Annotated in this window: 13 protein-coding genes; 7 read left to right on the top strand and 6 right to left on the bottom strand. The window is 60.3% G+C overall.

Annotated elements, in window-relative coordinates; all coding sequences use genetic code 11:
* Window positions 1-68: 68 nt before the first annotated feature.
* The 4 genes from BOP96_RS20245 to BOP96_RS20230 all read right to left on the bottom strand — a co-directional run bounded on the left by BOP96_RS20245 (window position 69) and on the right by BOP96_RS20230 (window position 7,443).
* On the bottom strand, window positions 69-1,478 hold the full coding sequence (locus BOP96_RS20245) for a pyridoxal phosphate-dependent decarboxylase family protein (protein ID WP_069868287.1): 1,410 nt from the start codon (window positions 1,476-1,478) through the stop codon (window positions 69-71).
* 34 nt (window positions 1,479-1,512) lie between these two features.
* Window positions 1,513-2,358, bottom strand: coding sequence for a 2OG-Fe(II) oxygenase (locus BOP96_RS20240; RefSeq protein WP_019817672.1), 846 nt, complete (start codon window positions 2,356-2,358; stop codon window positions 1,513-1,515).
* 167 nt (window positions 2,359-2,525) lie between these two features.
* Window positions 2,526-4,943, bottom strand: a complete 2,418-nt coding sequence (locus BOP96_RS20235; protein WP_014717088.1) for a glucose/quinate/shikimate family membrane-bound PQQ-dependent dehydrogenase — start codon at window positions 4,941-4,943, stop codon at window positions 2,526-2,528.
* 481 nt (window positions 4,944-5,424) lie between these two features.
* The gene (locus BOP96_RS20230) at window positions 5,425-7,443 is read right to left on the bottom strand and encodes a TonB-dependent receptor (RefSeq protein ID WP_073453826.1); all 2,019 of its coding nucleotides are present in this window, start codon (window positions 7,441-7,443) and stop codon (window positions 5,425-5,427) included.
* A gap of 170 nt (window positions 7,444-7,613) precedes the next feature.
* Here BOP96_RS20230 and BOP96_RS20225 point away from each other — a divergent pair, with 170 nt between their 5' ends.
* Together BOP96_RS20225 and BOP96_RS20220 are read left to right on the top strand one after the other, a co-directional pair.
* Window positions 7,614-7,847 (top strand): VF530 family DNA-binding protein, encoded by a 234-nt coding sequence (locus tag BOP96_RS20225; protein ID WP_003188882.1) that lies wholly within the window; start codon window positions 7,614-7,616, stop codon window positions 7,845-7,847.
* A 4-nt stretch (window positions 7,848-7,851) separates the two neighbouring features.
* Entirely contained in the window at window positions 7,852-8,478 is a 627-nt protein-coding gene (locus tag BOP96_RS20220; RefSeq protein WP_014717090.1) for a Pr6Pr family membrane protein, read from the top strand.
* Window positions 8,479-8,584: 106 nt separating this feature from the next.
* On the opposite strand, the gene BOP96_RS20215 is transcribed toward BOP96_RS20220, so the two are convergent.
* Window positions 8,585-9,352 carry a siderophore-interacting protein gene (locus BOP96_RS20215; RefSeq protein WP_073453825.1) on the bottom strand — a complete coding sequence of 256 codons (768 nt, stop codon included), beginning with the start codon at window positions 9,350-9,352 and terminating at the stop codon, window positions 8,585-8,587.
* A complete protein-coding gene (locus BOP96_RS20210) occupies window positions 9,349-9,858 on the bottom strand; it encodes a PadR family transcriptional regulator (protein ID WP_014717092.1) in 510 nt (169 codons plus the stop codon). Before BOP96_RS20210 ends, BOP96_RS20215 begins: the two co-directional genes overlap by 4 nt.
* Window positions 9,859-10,349: 491 nt before the next feature.
* Between BOP96_RS20210 and BOP96_RS20205 the strand changes: the two genes are divergently transcribed.
* The 5 genes from BOP96_RS20205 to BOP96_RS20185 all read left to right on the top strand — a co-directional run bounded on the left by BOP96_RS20205 (window position 10,350) and on the right by BOP96_RS20185 (window position 16,062).
* The gene (locus tag BOP96_RS20205; protein ID WP_172832672.1) at window positions 10,350-10,847 is read left to right on the top strand and encodes a CS1 type fimbrial major subunit; all 498 of its coding nucleotides are present in this window, start codon (window positions 10,350-10,352) and stop codon (window positions 10,845-10,847) included.
* A gap of 122 nt (window positions 10,848-10,969) precedes the next feature.
* The gene (locus BOP96_RS20200; protein WP_058410469.1) at window positions 10,970-13,492 is read left to right on the top strand and encodes a CS1-pili formation C-terminal domain-containing protein; all 2,523 of its coding nucleotides are present in this window, start codon (window positions 10,970-10,972) and stop codon (window positions 13,490-13,492) included.
* A 60-nt stretch (window positions 13,493-13,552) separates the two neighbouring features.
* Window positions 13,553-14,758: a hypothetical protein gene (locus BOP96_RS20195; RefSeq protein WP_231125700.1), complete on the top strand. Its 1,206-nt coding sequence runs from the start codon at window positions 13,553-13,555 to the stop codon at window positions 14,756-14,758.
* 69 nt (window positions 14,759-14,827) lie between these two features.
* On the top strand, window positions 14,828-15,580 hold the full coding sequence (locus BOP96_RS20190) for a hypothetical protein (RefSeq protein ID WP_014717096.1): 753 nt from the start codon (window positions 14,828-14,830) through the stop codon (window positions 15,578-15,580).
* Window positions 15,577-16,062 carry a CS1 type fimbrial major subunit gene (locus tag BOP96_RS20185; RefSeq protein ID WP_014717097.1) on the top strand — a complete coding sequence of 162 codons (486 nt, stop codon included), beginning with the start codon at window positions 15,577-15,579 and terminating at the stop codon, window positions 16,060-16,062. The genes BOP96_RS20190 and BOP96_RS20185 overlap by 4 nt, the downstream gene beginning before the upstream one ends.
* Window positions 16,063-16,064 lie beyond the last annotated feature (2 nt).

The raw sequence follows: 16,064 nt of genomic DNA, 5'->3' as shown, positions 1-16,064 counted from the left end.
TTTTGGGGCCGCTGCGCAGCCCAGCGGGAGCAAGCTCCCTCGCCACAGGGGGGCTACTTTGGCAGCGTTCAAGCGACCAGGGTTTGCAATCGCACCCACAACCTCTGGACATGCTGATGCTCGGTGCCCAGCGCGCCGATGGACACCCTCACCATCCAGCGCTCATCGAGGAGGGCGGGGGTGACGTAGGCATCGCCTGACTGGTTGAGTTTTTCTGCCCAGGCTCGGGTGTGATGGTCCAGTGCCTGGCCTTGCAAACCCGGCGGCTCATGGCGAATGCACAAGGTTTGCAAGGCGGGCGTGGCCACCAGCGTCCAGTGTTCGCTGGCTTCGATCTGCTCTGCCAGCCAGCGCGCATTGGCCAGGTCTCGCCGCAACCGCGCTTGCAGGCCGCTGACGCCTTGCTCGCGTATCAGGAACCACAACTTCAAAGCGCGGAAACGGCTGCCCAGAGAGATCCGCCAGTCACGGTAGTTTCGCACTTGGCCGTCTGCGCTGGACTGCAGGTAACTCGGGTTGGTGGTCATGATGCGAATCAAATGCTCGGGGTCGCGCACGAAATACACCGAGCAATCGAAGGCCGCGCCCAGCCATTTGTGCGGGTTGAGCACTAGGGAGTCAGCCTTTTCGATGCCATCCCACAAGGCCCGGCATTCTGGCAGGATCATCGCGGCGCCAGCCATGGCCGAGTCTACATGCAGCCACAGGCCGTGGCGTTGGGTCAGGTCGCCAATGGCCGCCAGAGGGTCGATCGCCATGGCGGCCGTGGTGCCGGTGGTGGCAATCACCACGCAGGGCGTGTTGCCGGCGGCCAGGTCCTGTGCGATGGCGTGCGCCAGTGCCTGGGGCGACATTGCATTGTGTGCATCGGTGGCGATGGTGCGGATATGGTTCTGGCCGAATCCGGCCAGGATCGCCGCCTTGTTGACCGAGCTGTGGGCATGGGCTGAGGTGTAGACGATCAGGGGCGCGCCGCTGTTTTGCAGGCCGTTGTGCATCAGCGCGTAATCGGAGCTGCGTTCCCGGGCGCTGATAAGCGCCACCAGCGTGGACGTGGACGCAGAGTCCTGGATCACACCGCTCCACGTGCTGCCCAGGCCGAGCATGTCGCGCAGCCAATCGGTGGTGACTTCCTCGATTTCGGTGAGGGCCGGGCTGGATTGCCAGGACAACCCAATCACACCCAGGCCGGTGCTCAGGCAATCGCCCAGCACTGAGGACAGTTCCACATTGGAAGGGAAGAACCCGAAGAAACTGGGATGCTGCCAATGCAGCAAGCCGGGCATGATCAGTTTTTCGACATCGCCCATGATCTGTTCGAACGGTTCGGCGGTTTCAGGCGGGCTGACCGGCAGGGCGGCTTTGATCTCGCCAGGTTGGGTGGTGGGCTGCACGCCGCGTTGTTCGATGTTCTGTCGGTAGTCTGCAATCAGGTCGATCATGGCATAGCCATGTTGGCGGAATTCTTCGGGGGTCATAGATAAACGTCCATGTGCACGAGCAATAAAAGTATTAGCACCAGAAGTAAAACGGTTCGCCGGCGTTATAGCCAATAAACGACTGCATGCTGACGCGTTTTCCCGAATCGAACCCACAGATGGCGTGGGGGCGGCGGGTATTGATGAGCACCAGTTCGTTCTGGCGTGGGCGGATGCGCAGCGGTTTTTGTAAACACTGTTCGGGCAGTTGGGCACCCTCGAAGCGCTTGACCTCCTCATAGCCAAAGGCTTGGGTATCCCAGATGACCAACTCGCCCCCCAAAGGCGGTGTTTGCAGGTAGATATTGGCGCTGAATTGATGCTGCAGTTCAGCGACTGTGCGGGGCAGGCAATCCACATGGGGCACCGTTTCCGAGAGGTGCGCCGTCTCCGGGAACATGACGCGGATGATCCCGCAAAACATTGGGCGGCCCTGGAACGCAGCGGCTGTTGCACCTTGCGGCCAGAGCGCCTGGAACTGTTCCATCAGCTGTTGAATGGGCGGCGTTTGCGGCGCACAGAGGCTGTCGATAAGGCCGCGCATACGGGCCGCGTCTGCATAATATTTTTCTTGGGCGTCACCGCCGGCGGCCTTGCCGTACGTGGAGTTGAACGGCGTGCCCCAGCGATGCACACCGTAGAAGTGCTGAACGACGCGCCCCTCTTCGTAGGTTTCATGGCCGTAGTGTTCCAGGGTGGCGGTATCGTCGATGGCCTGAATCAACCGTGCGCTGGTGGTTGCGTTGGCAAACTCAGGTACCCGAATGGCAAGCACTTCGCCACTGATGAGTTTTTTCAAACTGGCAGTATTGAGGTGTTCAAGCTCCAGGATTTTTGTGGGGGTGGAAAGCATCGGTTTTGTAGCGACATGGTCCGTCATGCAGTGAAGCTCCCTTTAAAGTTTTATCCGTACGCCTTTTGTATTACGCAGGGCGTGCGCACTAAATTAGTTTTAAAGGGTTGAGGGGAAACGCTGGGGCATTATCAGCAGGCAAAAAAAAGCGGCTGCCCATTCGGGCCGCCGCTTTTTTGTACCGCCAGCGTTGCTTAATCCGGCAGTTTGAACGCCATTACATAGTCACCCTGCTTGGTCCCCAGGGAGCCGTGACCGCCCGCCATGACCAGCACGTATTGCTTGCCGTCCTTGCCGGTGTAGGTCATCGGGGTGGTTTGCGCGCCTGCAGGCAGGCGGCCTTCCCACAGTTGCTTGCCGTTTTTCACGTCATAGGCACGCAGGTACTGGTCCAGGGTGCCGCTGAGGAACGCGACGCCACCGGCGGTGGTGAACGTACCGCCCAGGCTAGGCACGCCCATGGTCAGTGGGATTGGAACCGGCGAGCTATCACGCACGGTGCCGTTCTTGTGCATCCAGATGGTCTGGTGGGTGGTCAGGTCGACCGCCGCCACGTAGCCCCAGGCCGGTGCCTGGCACGGCAGGCCCATCGGCGACAGCAGCGCTTCAAGGATCACACCATACGGAGCGCCTTTGTTCGGCTGCACGCCTTCGGTTTCGCTGACGCGTGGGCCTTGCTTGGCAATGTCGGCAGCTGGGATCAGCTTCGATTTGAACGCCATGTAGCTTGGGTTCACGAAGGCGATCTGGCGCACCGGGTCAACCGAGATGCCGCCCCAGTCGAACACGCCGAAGTTGCCTGGGTATACGATCGAACCTTGCAGGGACGGCGGTGTGAACGGGCCGTCGTAGCGCATGGATTTGAAATCGATCCGGCACAGCATCTGGTCGAACGGGGTCACGCCCCACATGTCGCGTTCTTTCAACGGCGGCGGCATGAAGTTCAGGTCGGACTTGGGTTGGGTAGGGGAGGTGCGGTCGCCCGCCACTGCGCCCTGTGGCACCGGGATTTCATTGACGGGCACCACTGGCTGGCCAGTGGCGCGGTCCAGCACGTAGATGCTGCCTTGCTTGGTCGACGCCATCACTGCCTGCTTCACGCCCGCAGCGGTCTTGATGTCGATCAGCGAAGGCTGGCCGCCCACGTCCATGTCCCACAGGTCGTGGTGGGTGAACTGGAAGGTCCACTTCACGTGGCCGGTGTCGATGTCCAGAGCGGTCAAGCCAGCGGCGTACTTCTCAGACTCATCGGTACGGTCGCCGCCGTACTGGTCGGGCATCTGGTTGCCCATCGGCAGGTAGAGCATGCCGAGTTTTTCATCCACGGCGAACATGGACCACATGTTCGGCGAGTTGCGGGTGTAGGTCTTGCCCTCGGCCAACGGGGTGGTGTCGTCCGGGTTGCCGCTGTCCCAGTTCCACACCAGCTTGCCGGTGTGCACGTCGAACGCGCGGATCACGCCGCTTGGCTCGTCGATGGAAACGTTGTCGGTCACGTGACCGCCGATCACGACCAGGTTTTTGGTCACGGCCGGTGGCGACGTGGAGTAGTAACCGCCTGGGGCGAAGCTACCGATGTTGGCACGCAGGTCGACCTGACCTTTGTCACCGAAGTCTTCGCACATCTTGCCGGTGTCGGCGTTCAGGGCGATCAGACGGGTGTCGGCGGTCGGCACGAAGATACGTTTCGGGCAGGCATTCGGAGCGGCGGCCGGGCTGGCAGTGCCCGTCGGGCTCTGCTCGGAAGCGTAGGCGGCGTCATCGTGGTACGACACGCCACGGCAGGTCATGTGCGCCCAACCTTTGAAGCTCTCAGCACCCTGGGTGGTGATCTTCGGGTCAAAACGCCAGATTTCCTTGCCGGTATCCGGGTCCAGGGCAATCACTTGGCTGTGCGGTGTGCACACGTAGAGCATGCCATTGACTTTCAGCGGGGTATTTTCCGCGGTGGTTTCACCGGGATCGCCTGGGCCAGGGATGTCGCCCGTGCGATAAGTCCACGCCGGCACCAGCTTATGGGCGTTCTCCGGGGTGATCTGTGCCAGTGGCGAGTAACGGTCACCGAAGGCCGAGCGGCCATAGGAGTTCCAGTCGCCATCGGCCTGGGTTGGCGCAGCGCTGGCCATACCCGGCACCGCGTCGCGGTCCAGTTGGCCGGTCTTGACCATTTCACCTGGGTTGGTGAATTGGCTGGCCAGGGCGGTCGCGCCCGCCAGCACCACGGCAACGCTCAGCGCGCCGGTACCCAGCGGGGCCGCTTGGCCACGCAGCAACGGACGACGAAACCACGGCAACAGCATGACGATGCCCAAGGCGAACAGCAGGGCCAGGCGCGGCACCAACTGCCACCAGTCCAGGCCGACTTCCCACAAGGCCCACACGGTGCTGGCGAACAACACCAGTGCGTACAAGCCCAGCGCGGCGCGGCGGGTGGCCAGCAGCAACACGCCGGTCAGGGTGATGCCGATACCGGCGAGCAGGTAGTACAGCGACCCGCCGAGCATGCTCAGCTTGACGCCGCCAGCCAGCAAGGCCAGCCCCATGATCAGCAGCAAGACGCCTAGCAGCCTGGGCAACAGGCGGCTTGGGCTTGAGGCACCATCAGTGCTCATAGTGTGTTTCTCCGTTACGTTGGAATTATGTAACCCCGTGCTTCACTCACTGTAGATGACGATTCGGCTCGGGCTTGGTTCATCGTTATTTTTGGTTTTTTCTGTGGGTAACCGGGTTATCCACAGGCAGGCAATAAACTCCCGAGCGCAGGTCGGATTAAGACAGCGCTGTCTTTGAGCAAAAAGAGATTCGGCAAAAGGAGTCGACCGGGAGCTGAAGCGTTTCAGATTGTTGCGAAGGATAATGCGGCGGGGCGTTTTGAGAAAGGGTGAATCGCAAGATGCATCATTTCAGTTTTGGTAACAGTGACAGATAGTCGCCCCGATCCCGATCAGTCAAGCGAACGCAATGCTCAACGCAACGACGTTCAAATGTGGGAGCTGGCTTGCCTGCGAAGACGTCGGCCCAGCAAACATTGATGTTGACTGACCCAACGCTTTCGCGAGCAAGCCCGCTCCCACAGGGGATTTTCGGTGATGATTAGAAGGTAGTGCGAACGCCGAACTGCACGCTTCTACCTGGCGCCGGCGCGATATCGCGCAGGATCGAGCTGGCATAGCGCACGGTCTGGTTGGTCAGGTTTTCTCCGTTGACGAAGGCCAGCCACTGGCTGCCACCCACATTGAAGCGATACCCCGCGCTGGCGCCGAGGGTGGTGTAGCCATCGGTGCCGCTTTCGTTATCCGGCACACGCCCTTGGCCCGCGGCATGTTCCACGTCGATACGCGCTTGCCAGCGATCCAGTTCCCACAGCAAGCCGCTGTTCAAACGCAATGGCGCAATGCGCGGCAAGGCTTCGCCGGTGTCCAGGTTGGTGGCGCGGGTGTAGTCGCCCGACAGTTCCAGCGCAAACTTGCCGTAGGCGCCTTCGCCGAGCTTCCAGTGATCCTGGGCTTCGAAGCCGGCGAAGCGTGCTCGTACGCCAGAATATTCGTACTCGGGAATACCGCCCGCGTCCTCTTCACCTTCGTCGTTTAGCGTACGGCCAGTGCCGAGCAAACCGATGTAATTGGAGAAGCGGCTATAGAACACGCCAAAGCTGCCCTTGTGGGTGCCGTTGTCAAAGCGCAGCGCCAGGTCGCTGGACACGGCTTTTTCTTTCTTCAGGTTGGCATCGCCCAACTCATAGGTGCCGGTGGCGACGTGGGCGCCGTTGGCATACAGCTCGTAGAAGGTTGGTGCGCGTTCGGTGTAGCCCAGGGTGGCGGCCAGGGACCAGACCGGCGTAAGGGTGTAGACAGCGCCAGACGACAAGCTGCCGGCGGTGAAGTTATTGCTCTTGTCGGCATTGGCAAAACGCTCGTTGCCTTTGGCGTTCGGGTCGACGCTGGTGTGTTCCAGGCGTGCGCCGAGGCTAAGTTTCAGGCGTTCAGTGGCTTGCATTTCTTCGAGGATAAACAGCGCGCCGGCGTTGGTGTCGCTCTGTGGCACGAAAGCTTCTTCGCCCAGGGCCGAGAATTCGTTGCGCGTCACTTGGGCGCCGACCACGCCATCGAACGGGCCAATCGGTTGGTGTCGGGCTTCAACGCGGGCTTCATAGCCTTTGTTCTTGAAGGTGGTGCCGGTTTCGCCGCCTTCGATTTCCCGGTGTTCGTAGTCAGTGTAACCGGCGTCTATTTTCACCGAGGTAAACGGCCCTTGCAGGTTGCGGATCTCGGACGCAAAGGCGTAGTGGTCCTGTTTCATGCGGATGCGCACATCCTGCTCGGCGGGTGAGCCGTAGTTACTGTCGTAATTGCTGTATGACAGCCCGGCATAACCATCGTCCCAGGTGTAGGAACCGCCCACCGCACCGCCGTCCTGGCGCCCATTGCTGTTGCCCAGGCGCCCGTTTTTGCCGGGGCCGTCCTCGCTCTCCGGTGCATGCCGGCTGCGGGCATAGCCTGGGATTTTCAAGTCATTGAACTCGCGCCCATTGGCATCCAGATGCAAAGCGAAGGTACCGTTACCGGCCTCCAACTTGCCCGCGCTGCTGCGGGTGGTGTCGGCACCGCCGTAGCGCAACTCGCCAGCGCCATGGATGCCCTCGATGGCCTCGGTGGGGATGCGATTGTCGAAGGTGTTGACCACCCCGCCGATGGCGCTGCCGCCGTACAGCAGGGCGGCCGGGCCCCGCACGATTTCGATGCGGTCAACGTTGATCGGGTCCAGCGGTACCGCGTGGTCGTAGGACAGCGACGAGGCATCCAGCGCCCCCACACCGTTGCGCAGAATACGAATGCGGTCGCCGTCCTGGCCGCGAATGATCGGGCGGCTGGCCCCCGGGCCAAAGTACGAAGACGACACACCCGGCTGCTTGTTCAGGGTTTCACCGAGGCTGCCTTTTTGTTGCAGGGTCAGGTCATCGCCTGTCAGCACAGTGGTGGGCGAGGCCAGCTGTTCGCTGCCCAGCGGGTTGCCGGTGACCACTTGGGGTGGCAGTTCCAGGGCATGGGCCTGGGAGCCAATCAACAGGGCGGCGGCGAGGGGCGACAAGCGCCAGAGAGAAGGCAGCGACATCGGAGATTCCTGGGCAAAATGACTGATAATTTAAGTTACAATATAACATCTCTTTTTTGTGTAGAAGGGGAACTTTTCCTGGCGGGCTATATTCAATGCGATGCTTCCACCTGCACGCCCCGTCGGCTAAGGTGCGCGGCTGTGTTTCCTCTTTTTGCAAAAGGCCTGGCATGACCGCGACAAGCAACGACCCGCTCCACGGTGTGACCCTGCAACACGTGCTCACCACCCTGGTGGAGCATTACGAGTGGAGCGGCTTGGCCGAGCGCATTGATATCCGCTGCTTCAAGAGTGACCCGAGCATCAAGTCGAGCCTGACTTTCCTGCGCAAAACCCCGTGGGCGCGGGAAAAGGTCGAAGGTTTGTACGTCAAGCTGATGCGTACCAAGCGCCCCCTGGATTGAAAGCATGAAGCGCTTTGTCGCGACGGCAGCCTTGGCCGGTTGGGTGGGGTTGGCGATCCAGCAATACCTGATTCTCTATTCGCGCTGGACCAGTGGCGCGAGCTTGCTGGGCGGCCTGATCAGTTTCTTCAGCTTCTTCACCGTGCTGACCAATACCCTGGTGGTCGTGGTGCTCAGCTACGCGCTGGTCAAGCGCGACTCTGGCGCCAAGCGGTTTTTCCTCGCGCCTCGCATCAGTAGCGCGATTGCCGCGAGCATCGTGGTGGTAAGCCTGGCCTACAACCTGCTGCTGCGGCATCTGTGGAGCCCGCAAGGCTTTCAATTTATCGCCGATGAGTTGCTGCACGACGTCATGCCGTTGTTGTTTGTGGTGTATTGGTGGCGGTGTGTGCCCAAGGGTACGTTGCGGCTCAAACACATTGCCGGCTGGGTGATCTACCCATTGGTGTACTTCGGTTATGTGCTGCTGCGGGGGCATATGCTCGGGCAGTATCAGTACCCGTTCATGGATGTGGACAGCCTCGGTTATCCACAGGTGTTTGTGAATGCCGCAGGGATTTTGGCAGGGTTCATCGTCATCGCGTTGGCGATCATTGGCCTGGACAAGCGCCTCAAATCCCCCTCGATTTAAAGTGAGCACCATTAATGTGGGAGCTGGCTTGCCTGCGATAGCATCACCTCGGTGTACCTGATAAACCGAGGTGCTTGCATCGCAGGCAAGCCCGCTCCCACCTTAATCATTCTTCTTCGCTGCCCTCAGCACGCCAGTAACCCACGGCCTTGAGGTATTCCTCGTTGACCTTGTGCGTATCCAGCAGCACCCGCCGTACCTGGCGCGACAGCTTGGTTTCGGTGGCGACGAAGCTGTACAACGCCCCGCTGGGCAGCGTCAGGTTGCGCACTACATCGAGCAGGTCATCGTGGCCGCGCAGAACCCAGATCACCTCGACTTCGGCTGCGCTGCCGAGCACCTGTTGTTCCGCCGCATCGGCGATTTCAATCACCGCCAGCACCTTGCGCCCGGCCGGTAATTCTTCCAGGCGTCGACCGATGGCGGGCAGGGCGGTTTCTTCACCGATCAGCAGGTAGCTGTCGAAGATGTCCGGCACGATCATCGAACCCCTTGGCCCACCGATATAAAGATGCTGGCCGACCTGTACCTGCTCGGCCCAGGTGGAGGCAGGGCCATCGCCGTGCAGCACGAAGTCGATGTCCAGCTCGCCGATGTCCAGGTCGTAACGCCGTGGCGTGTAGTCGCGCATGGCGGGTTGCGGGCCGTCGCCCTTGATGGCGAACGTCGGGCTTTCCAGCGCCGCTTGTTCGGCGGCGTTCTGCGGGAACAGCAGTTTGATGTGATCGTCGCTGCCCAGGCTGATGAAACCTGCCAGTTCCGGCCCACCCAAGGTGATACGGCGCATACGCGGGGTGATATCCACCACCCGCAGTACTTGCAGGCGGCGGCGTTTGATGTCGTGGGTCACGCGATGGATGGCTTGTGTGTTCATTGATCTCTCCCGTCGGCAATAGCTTGGGCGGTGCCGTTGAGCAGCGCCGCGACACGAACGATTTCTTCCGGGCTCCAGTGCCCGTGGTGTGAGTGCAAGGCATGGCGCAGGTTGTGCACCGCCTCGTGGATCTCGGGTGGGCGGTCGTGCCCGCGCAGCGAGCGCTTGCTGACATCGATACGCATGCGCACGCCGTCCAGGGCAACGGCTTGCTCGCTTAAGAAGAGACGACCGGCGTCGGTGATTGTGTAGCGCTTTTTTCCGCCATCGGCGTCGCCGCTGATCAACTCGCTCTCTTCAAGAAAGGTCAGGGTGGGGTAGATCACGCCGGGGCTGGGGCTGTAGGCGCCGTCGAACAAGCCTTCGATGCGGCGGATCAGGTCGTAGCCGTGGCAGGGCTGTTCAGCGATGAGGGCTAATAGCAGCAGCTTGAGGTCGCCTGGGGCGAACACCCGGGGGCCACGGCCACCCCGTTTTTCAAATTCGCCGCGATGATCATGCTTCATGTAGGGCTTCTCTGCTCAGGTTTAGATATAACGTAAGATATATCTTATGTCGTTGGTAGCCTATGGCGACCAACGGTCGTGGCAGCGTGAGACGCAGCCGGAAATCGGAATATGTGAATAGACGAATAGCGTCTTTAGAGTTATAACTTTAATTAGAGTTGGCGCTCCAATTCAAGCTAAGTGTCGTGAGTTTTTTATCGAGTGTATGTATGGTGTAGTCCAGTTCTTACAGTAGTTTTCAGGTTATGCTTTTACTGCCGTGTAGCCTGTTTCTTACAGCGGATTTTAAAGTTTGGTCAAAGTGCCATGTTTTTCCCGCGCGCCCTGATTACAAGGGCTACGAGCGTGTGAGAAGAAGCCTGCATACCTGCTTTTAATTTTATTGAATGATTGTTTGGCGTTGTGTGGTTCAACTAACCAGCGGCGTAATTCGTTGTTGAGGTGGTACTTGGCAACGAACCAATCAATGTTAATAAATGCAGGTACTGATCATGTTCAAGAAGTTTGCTGTTGCTGTTCCCCTGGCTGTTTTGGCTTTGTCTTCCTCGGTAACAGCTATCGCTGCAGGTGAAGCCAGTCACACCGTCAACCTCAAGGCAAACATCCCGACCACCGTGTTCCACGCACAACCGCGTGACCCGAACTGGGGCCGTGACGAAACCATGAGCTACAACCTGGTCAGCGGCGAGTTGGCTCCGTTGAGCGCCATCTACGATCTCAAGAACACCAACGGTTCGGTACACGCTTACATCGAAGGTGGCCCGGCTGTGTTGTTCAATGGTGACGTGTCGCAGAACATCCCGCTCACCACCAGCCTCAATGGCGTCACGCTGACCGGCACCCCCCAGGAAGTAGTCAATGAAGCCGACTCCACCCCTGGCGTGGGGGCTGAAATGCGCATCGTCGCGGCCAAACCGTCGGCCACCCAGCGTGGTTCCTACACCGCGGTGATGCCGGTGGTGTTCGACGCGGTATTGCCAACGCCTTGAAACCCATAAGTGCCCGCGACGTACGGGCACCCCTTGTATGACTTGCAGGTCGGCTGATTTTTCCTCCTCGGTCTGCCGACCTGATTTTCATTTTTGGCCCTGGCATTCCGAGTATTCCGTTCATGTTTCCGATGACGCCTATCGCGGCAGCGCTTGCGCTGTTGGTGTGTACGAGTGCCCTGGCAGCGCCCGCCACTTCTGGCGCTGCCACCCCCGGCAGCCTGATTTCTCAGGCCCAAGGCTTGCCCGCAGGGTTTGCCGACCATTTTTTTGATGTGCCGCTGGCGGTGCGTGTGGACCTGGACCAACAACTGCTCGGCGAAGCCTTGATCGTGTTGTCTCAAGACGACCGCGTGACCCTTCTGGAATTTACCGATACCGGTGACAGTAAAGTCCCGGCGGCCACCCGCGACACCTGGCAGGCCGTGCTGGAACAAGGCGTGGCGCTGGGCGCCTGCACCCAGTCCTGCCCGCAAAAAATGATCTCGGCGTACTACAACCTCGAAAGCTCGCAGTTGTCGATCCTGACGCAAAACGTCGAATTGGCAGACGACACCCCGCGTTTCTATGACCAACCGGAAGGCGGCAGCCTGGGGTTGATCATCAATAACCAGCTCAATCTCAATGGCAGCCAGCAAGACAGCCTGGGTGGACGCTATGGCCTGCAAGCCAGCTCCAGCGTGGGTAACTGGAGCCAGGTGTTCAACCTGCAGTTGGCCCGCCAGAGTGGCGATGAGGCGCAAATGCGTCATGCGATCCACGAGCTGTACACCCAGCGTGAACTGCAAGGGCAGTTTTTCCGCCTGGGCCACTTCACGCCGAATTCCGATGGCCTCACCCGTCAACTGCGCAGCTTCGGCGCCAGCCCCGATACGGCGCTGGGTGTGATGTATGGCAGTTCCGACACGTTGGCGATCAATGACGCCAAGCCCAGCGTGTATCCGATCTACGTCACCGCCAGTCGGCAGGCGGCGGTAGAGATTTATCGCAATGGCTTGTTGATCAACACCCAGTCGGTGACGGCCGGCCTGCAAACCCTGGACACCCGGCCACTGCCGGGCGGCATCTATGAGGTCGAAGTGCGCCTGGTGGAAGATGGCCTCACCACCAGCACCAGCCAGGAACTGGTGTACAAGCCCAGCAACTGGCGCAACGCCGACGACCCGTGGCGCTACAACCTGTTTGCCGGGCGCGAGACCAAGCTGTTCAGCAACTGGGATGAGCAGGCCTCCGGCGCGATCACCGCCGGTGCGTCACTCAACTACCTGGTGCATCCGCGCGTGATCCTCGGCCTGTCTGCTCGCCAGGTGCGCGAGCAACTGCAGTACGGCGGCTCGGTGGATTGGACCGTGGCCGGCAATACCAGCCTCTACGCCAACCTGTATCAAACCCAGGAACATGGCACTGGCATGGACCTGCAAGGGCTTTACAGTTTCGGTGCGACCAACCTGGTGTTCAGCCATAACCGCAGTTGGCTCGACACTCGCGACACTTACGAAACCCTGCCCGACGGTACACGCCTGCGGCGCAACACCTTCGTCGGCCAGGCGAGCAATTCTGCCCTGTCGGTCAACCACCGCCTCGACGCACAGAACACCTTGAACCTGCGGGTTTCCCACAGCCAGGGCAATGTGGAAGGGGCAGGCGTGGACTTGGGTTGGAGCCGCCACGACAAACTGTTCGGCAGTGATGCCAACTGGCGTTTCTCGGTATTCGACCGACCGGGCAGCAGCGGCACCAACGACCAACGCAACCGTGGCGTCGACGTGACCCTGAGCATGAACCTGGGCACAGACGGCCGGCAGATTTCCGGCAGCGTCGGCACCCGCACCGCCCGCGATGGTGGGCGTGACAACAACGCCTCGCTGACGATTCGCCAGGACCTCACCGACCACGTGCTGCAAAGCGTTTCGGCCACAGCCATAACCGACACCTACGGCGTCGGCTTGTCGAGTATGGCCAGCTTCAGTACCGATGCGCTCAGTGGTGACGGCTTTGTGCAGCGCAGCTCCTTCAACGGTGATTTCAGCGGTGGCTTGAACCTCAACAGCACGTTCGTCGCGGGCGCCGGCAAGATGTTGCTGAGCAGCCAGTACCAGGGCAATGGGGCAGGCATGATCATCGATGTGGAAACCGACCTCGATGAAATTGCCCTGCGCGCCGACGACCTGGGCGGCGGCAGCGCCGTGTTGCGGCCAGGACGCAACTATGTGCCGGTCTCGGCCTACAAGAGCAGCAGCGTGAGCTTCGACTTCGAAGGCAATCACCCGCCGGCGGCCAATATCCAGCCCACCCGTTCCAGTTACCACTTGAACAAGGGCGGTGTGGACTACCGCAAGGTCACCGTGATGAAAACCGTCACCGTACTCGGTCGCCTGCTGGACGGGCGAGGCGCGCCGCTTAAGGGGCATCACGTGATCAACCACGCCAGCCGTGGCGTCAGCGAAGTGGACGGGTTTTTCTCCATGGAGATGAGTTCCAGTTCACCAACCCTGCAAGTGCGCTACCAGAACCAGTTGCTCTGCCAGTTCCGCCTCGACCCGAGGCATACGACCAATGAAAACGATGTGTTGATGATCGGTGATCTGCGCTGCACGCCGGACACGCTGGCTGAAGCTAACCACAAGGCCGACACCGCCAGTTGACGCTGGCTTGGATGGAATTCGATGACTTTTATCACTGCAATAAAAACACTGTTGAGGCCGATGCCCCTGGCACTCGCACTCGGCTGTACGAGCTTGACGGCGCAGGCGTTCGTTGAGGACATCACGGCGGTGTTTCGGCCTGATCCGACGAACCCGATGAGTAACAAGTTCAAGAACACCACGGCTCACAGTGGCGTATGCGCCTGGCACATACCGACGCGATGTGAGGCCCTTAATATCTTCAGTATTCGCAACATGGAGTTCCGGGCTGAATCTGCCACACCGATTGCGGCCGGGCATACCGACCCGCGGCAAGGCGCCTATTTCAAAGTGCCTTCAGCGTGGCGCGACGTGCAGGTGACTCACACGGGCACAGGCGAAAGCGCCACCGTGCAGATGCGTATTGCCGGGGTGGGGACCCGCTGGGATATTGCCTACCCGCCCGGTGTCAGTGCTTGGCAGTATGAGGGCAAACCGTGGGATTTTTATTGGAAGGCCGGCGCCCCGCCGTGTGTGGGGCTGGGCTATCACGCGGCGTGGATCAATTTCGGGCTGTTTTTCTGGAGTGTTCCAGAAAATGCCGGGGCGTGCAGCCTCACGCCGGGGTACGACATTCCATGGCTCAAATACAGCTATATGGAATACGGTTACGAGCTCAGAACGCCCAACCCATTGACCATGACGGCCGGCGAGTATCGCGGGTCGTTGACTTACAGCATGGGGCCTGGCGGTGACTTTGACTTCGGTGACGTGATGATTCCCAGCGACAACATCGCCACCTTCAATTTCACCCTGCAAGTCGAGCACATCCTCAAAGTCACCCTGCCTCCGGGCGGCAACCGTGTCGAACTGCTCCCCGAAGGCGGCTGGCAAGCCTGGCTCAACCGCGGGCGGCAGCCCTCGCGATTGTCCCGTGACCAGACCTTCAGCATTTTCTCCAGCGGGCGTTTCAAGATGACCCTTGAATGCGGGCTGGCGATCGGCAACACCTGCGGCCTGCGCAACGGCGCGGGGGATGAGGTGCCGTTGCAGGTCGCGGTCAGCTTGCCGTTTGGCCTGCACAACCAGCGCGACGAGCCCGTAAACCGGCAGCCGTTACGCAGGGATGGGGTAGGCACCGAGTTGATCCAGTCCGTGCACTACGTCAACAACCGCCCCGGCACGCTGCACTTTCAAGTCGACAAAGAAGACGTGGGCGACATGCTCAAGCATCCCGGGAGTACCTATTCAGGCGTAGTCACCGTGATCTGGGATTCGGAAGTCTAGGCGGGTTTTGCCCGCACATCGGCCCGCTGTCGTGGCGGGCCGCGTTCAATCAACAAGGCGTAATCAACTATGAAACATGCAGTGCTATGGGCCGGGCTTTTCCTGATGTCGTTGACAGCGCAGGCGGGGCCGGCAATCAACGTCGGCGTCGTGTACGACTACCTGGAAGGCGACCGCAGCTCCTACCTCAAGCGGGTATTCAACGGCGGCACCAGTACCGCGTTCATCAAGGTCAATGTGCTGGAGATTATCTATAACGCCGACGGTACCTCCCGGGAAGTGCCGGTCGCCTCGATGACCGACGCCAAGGGCAGCACCACCAATCGCGACGGCCTGATGGCTAGCCCGGCGCGCCTGATCGTGCCGGCCGGCGGACGCCAGGGCACTCGTCTGTTGTACATGGGCCAGCGTGACAAGGAGCGTTACTTTCGTGTGCGCTTTATCCCCGTCGTGCCGGAAAAGGAAGATGACTTTGCGGTCACCGACGCAGAGCGCAGCGAATACAAAAAAGACCTGGCAGCCGGGGTCAACGTCATGGCGGGCTATGGCACGGTGTTCTTCGTGCGCCCCAAGGATACCCGCTTCGATACGCAGATCAGCGAGACCGCCAGCCAGTACACCCTGCGCAATGCCGGCAACAGTACGGTCGTGCTCGATGAGTTCCGGGACTGTTCAGTGGCAAAGAAAACCGACTGTGAACCCACCACCAAGCACCACATCCTGCCTGGCCGCCAGCTGGTATTCGAGAAGAAAGTCGAACGCCAATTCAGCTTCCAGTTGGTTGAAGGCCGGGACAAAAAACCGATGAAGGTCACCCGATGATATTTAGACAATTGACGCGACTGGCGGCGCTGATGGTGCCGTTGACCCTGGGCGGGCAAGCGATGGCGTTTCAGGAACGCCAGAGCTTTGATGTGTCGGTGACCATCCCGATCCACGAAGCCTATGTATTGCCTTCCGAACCCGACTGGATGGGGCAGGATCAGTTGCTGGCCTGGGACTTGACGACCTCCCGGCTTGGCCGCCTGCGCAAGCATTTCGACGTCAAGAATCTCAATGGCGGCGTTGCGGCACGCCTGGGAGACGTGCCCTATCTGTTGAGCGGCAATGACCGTATCGATTTGCGCGTGCTGTTCAACCGGGTGCCCCTGACCCTGGACTCGACCCAGGTACTCAGCGCTGACGAAGCGGGCATGGGCCGGCGCGTCGAGCTGGATATTTCGGCGATCGAGCCGCAGGGGGGTTACCAGGGCGGGGCCTACTACGGCACGGTGCATCTGATGTTTGATTTTCTTGCGCCTTGAAC

It is taken from the genome of Pseudomonas sp. FSL W5-0203 (assembly GCF_001896155.1).
Lineage (GTDB): Bacteria > Pseudomonadota > Gammaproteobacteria > Pseudomonadales > Pseudomonadaceae > Aquipseudomonas > Aquipseudomonas paracarnis.
This window is presented reverse-complemented; position numbering and strand designations above follow the sequence as displayed.